General features: G+C 61.0%; 5 protein-coding genes. 4 read left to right on the top strand and 1 reads right to left on the bottom strand.

Going from position 1 to position 3,621, the window contains the following annotated elements; translation table 11 throughout:
• The 4 genes from EOM25_13080 to EOM25_13065 form a co-directional block, all read left to right on the top strand.
• Window positions 1–235 (top strand): sodium/sulfate symporter (locus EOM25_13080; protein ID NCC26108.1); only part of this gene is annotated, 235 nt, incomplete at its 5' end.
• Window positions 236–349: 114 nt separating this feature from the next.
• Window positions 350–796, top strand: coding sequence for a response regulator (locus tag EOM25_13075; GenBank protein ID NCC26107.1), 447 nt, complete (start codon window positions 350–352; stop codon window positions 794–796).
• 164 nt (window positions 797–960) lie between these two features.
• Window positions 961–1,314 (top strand): hypothetical protein, encoded by a 354-nt coding sequence (locus tag EOM25_13070; GenBank protein NCC26106.1) that lies wholly within the window; start codon window positions 961–963, stop codon window positions 1,312–1,314.
• Window positions 1,314–1,529 carry a FeoB-associated Cys-rich membrane protein gene (locus tag EOM25_13065; protein ID NCC26105.1) on the top strand — a complete coding sequence of 72 codons (216 nt, stop codon included), beginning with the start codon at window positions 1,314–1,316 and terminating at the stop codon, window positions 1,527–1,529. Before EOM25_13070 ends, EOM25_13065 begins: the two co-directional genes overlap by 1 nt.
• A gap of 6 nt (window positions 1,530–1,535) precedes the next feature.
• On the opposite strand, the gene EOM25_13060 is transcribed toward EOM25_13065, so the two are convergent.
• Window positions 1,536–1,928 (bottom strand): hypothetical protein, encoded by a 393-nt coding sequence (locus EOM25_13060; protein ID NCC26104.1) that lies wholly within the window; start codon window positions 1,926–1,928, stop codon window positions 1,536–1,538.
• Window positions 1,929–3,621: the final 1,693 nt, after the last annotated feature.

The raw sequence follows: 3,621 nt of genomic DNA, 5'->3' as shown, positions 1-3,621 counted from the left end.
CCTGCCTATGGCCAGCATGATGAACATGAGCGTCGAGGCCGTGGGTCTGCTGGCTCCGATGTCCACCTCATTCATCATGCTGGTCATAGGTTGCCCTCCAACGATCATTGCCTACAGCACCGGGTATTTCAACCAGATCGAGTTCTCCAAGGTGGCCATTCCCTGGTGTCTTCTGCTCCTCGTGATCTGTGTGCTCAGTGCCCTCGTGTACTGGCCGATGTTCGGAATCAGTTGACCAAGCAAAGAAGGGAGCCGATTCCTTCGGCTCCCTTCCAGGGTTGAAAGCAATTTTGATTTCCTGTAATAGAATGTTAGGATAATTCAGAAGTACCTCAAGGAGGACCATGAGATGGAGAACCTGCCCAAGATACTGCTCGTTGACGATGAAGACGATTTTCGCCAGACCCTGGCCGAGCGCCTGAAGACCACTGGCTACACCGTGTCTGACGTGGACAGGGGGAAGAAGGCCCTGGACTTCCTGGACAAGGAAAAGGCCGACATCGTGGTCATGGATATTCAGATGCCGGAAATGAACGGGATCGAGGCCCTGTCCCAGATGCGGGTCAAACACCCCGGGGTCGAGGTGATCATGCTCACCGGCCACGGCGAGGTGTCCTCAGCCGTGGAGGGTATGCGCCTCGGGGCCTACGACTACATCATGAAGCCCTACGAATATGAATACCTGGTGGTCAAAGTCCAGGAAGCCTTCAAAGTCAAAACCGAGCGCGACGAGCGCCTGCGCAAGGCAGAGGAGCGGGCCCTGCTCGACAAGCTCGAAAAAAGCATGCGCTTCTAGTTTTTTCCTGACCTCAATCTGTGGCTTCTCCCCGGGCGACGCATATCGTCCGGGGAGATTTTTGTCTGGACGGATCATTGCGGCCGGGTTCCGGGTTGCAATTTCCGGTGGGGAGGCATAGCCATGGCGCAAAGGCCGTTTTCCGGCGACAGGAGGTACGGGGCATGAACGACGACACACCCTTGCGGGAAATTTTCGATCTCTGCGCCTGGAAGGCCAAGCATCTGGGCGTACTTCCCGAGGACGAGGACAGCATCCGGTACATGTGGCTGAACGACGAGGCCGACGAGGCACGGCCGTTTTTTTCCTCAGGCATCCTGACCGAGGTTTCGGCGGCCGTGCGCCGGGAACTCTACCTCGGCCGTTCAGGCCGACGCTGGGTGTTGTGCGTGACCGAGGTTACCAGGGAAGACTTCAATCCCAAGGAAGTGGCCAAGGAACTGGTTCGCTTGATGAGTACGGACAAGGCCATGGACGGCTTCAAGGCCATCTGGAACAAACCCCCGGAGGCAAGCTGATGTCGACTTTCTGGCAGGCCGCAGTGGTCGCAGTCGTGGTCGCGGTGGCCGCTTGGTACGTCATTCGGACCTTGCGGGCCGGGGCCAGGGGAGAATCCTGCTGTTCGGGCTGTTCGTCCGGAGAGTGCCCCATGGCAGGTAAGTTAGACAGTAAACCCCGGGAGAGTTGTCCAGCCAAGGAAAAACGCCCACGGGTCGAGTCGGAGAAGGACTGAGGCCACTCAAGCCCATGGCGGGTGGAGGGGTGGTCGACCTTTTTGGGCCCGGAGCCAGTTCAGGGCCGGAAAGACCCGAGGGTGGGCTAGGCAGTGGCGCTCCAGGGAGCGGCGTCCCGGAAAGTCGACAAGCCCGAGCCCGACGATGACGGTCAGAAGGCCCTGGCCGGGCAGAACCAGCATGGCCAGCCCCAGGGCGATCAGGGCGAGGCCGAGGGCATTCTTGAAAATAAGAGCTGGCCAGGCGATCCAGGGTCTTTTCTTTTTCAGCGGTTTTTCGGCCGTCAGATAGTCTTGGGGAAGCCTGGCGGCCAGCCAGGGCAACAGGGTCAGAGTGGCCACGAACAGCAGCCCCGAGCCAAGACCAACCCAGGCCAGAAGACCGGCATGATCCTCCATCAGGGCCAGGGCTCGTTGGAGGATCATGCCTTTCCCATCATTGGGGAAGAGAAAGGCCGACCATGGACCACTTTTCGATCATCCACGACCATATCCCGGATCATCCTGTCTGCAGGTCTCAGGGTTTCAAACTGCACACAGCCGAGGCGATGTAGGGCGGGACCGGCATCTGCAGGGCGTCCAGATTCTCCCTGGCCCGCTGGACAATGGCCGAGCCGACCTCGACCTGCTTCCAATAGGCGCAGGGGTCATCCATGAAACCCTGGATGATCTTCAGGCCTTCGGCGTAGGACCTGACCAGGTGGCAACAGCGGGGAATCCAGGCCGGGCCGAAGGGGGGGAGATCCAGTCCGTTGACGTGGTTTGGGGTGGAGATGGCCTTGAACTGGGCCACGGCCTGGGTCCAGAGGTGGGTTCCGTCCGGGCCGAGGCCAAAGGGGTCGACAAAGATGTACGGGGCCGGGAGGCAGTGGCCGATCTTCATGAAGGTCAGGGCCATGTTCATCTCGTAGCTGGTGCCGAAACCGCCGACGTTGAAGATCTTGAAGATGGACCGGCGGTCCAGGATGTCCTGACGGGTGTTCAGGGCTAGGCTGACGAACTGGACCAGGGCTTCGGGTTCCAGATTTGGCGACTGACCGAGTTTTTCGGCGTCGATGCCCACGCCGATCCGCAACACGCCAAGATCAGCGGCGGCCTGGTCGATGGCCTTCATGGCCCCCGGACCGCTGCCGTGGGCCACGGCGAAATCGTCTCCAAGCCTCAGGTCGCTTTTCAACGCGGCCAAAAAATCCCGGAACTGGGTGGTCAAGACGTCCTGAAACTGCTCCAGGGCCGATCCGAACACGGCGATGGTCGTGTGGACCCGGTCCAGGTTTTCCTTGCCCGGAGCGGTGACCCACAGGCCCTTGTAGAATTCCCTGACATGAGAGGCCCCGTTGTGGGTAACGGCCATGTAGAAGCGCAGGCCCTCGGCTTCGAGCCGGACGAGTTCCTCATAGGTTGACTGGTCGTGGTAGAAGTCGGCCTCGTGGGCTCCGTTCGGGCTGGTGCGGCAGGACAGGCCCCGGACCAGGACCACGCCGATGCCGTTCCGCTTCAGGACCCTGAGGGTGTCGGGCGGGGGCAGGGTCCGGGAGACAAAGACCTTGGACAGGTTCTGCTCGCCGCCGACATATTTGAGGTCGTCCATGAAGAGACGGAAGCGCCGGGGGATCTCCTCGTCGCGCAGCACACCCTGACGCAGATTGCCCCGGGCGGCCTCGTAGACCAGACGCCATTGAAATTCCGGAATCCAGCGGCCATTGGAATGCTCCCAAGGGATGTTGACCAAGAGGCCGGGCATGACCAGCCGGCCATAGGATCCGCCTTCGTCGGGTGACGAAGTGATCTCGTCGAACAGGGTTTCGGCGGTTTGGGGCTCGAAGATGCCGCTCAGTTCGGCGAAATCAACACCCCGGGCCAGAATGGTCCGGGCCTTGTCGGGCCGGAGGATGCGGTCGGCGATCCGGGCCACCCGGTCTTCGGCCGGGTAAAGGCGGATCCTGACCCGAAGATCGTTGACCGGGACGCTTCGGTCCCCGCCGTTGAAGATTTCGACATGCCTGGGAACCTGGATGCCGGTGGTCCGAATGCCGTCCAAAAGCCGCGAAGCCAGGTGGAGGACCCCGGGCGTGTTGAGTTCCCGCTGGAT

Source organism: Deltaproteobacteria bacterium, from assembly GCA_009929795.1.
Classification (GTDB): domain Bacteria; phylum Desulfobacterota; class Desulfovibrionia; order Desulfovibrionales; family Desulfomicrobiaceae; genus RZZR01.
Note: the sequence above shows the minus strand (reverse complement) of the source record. Positions and strands in the feature narration are given on the sequence as shown.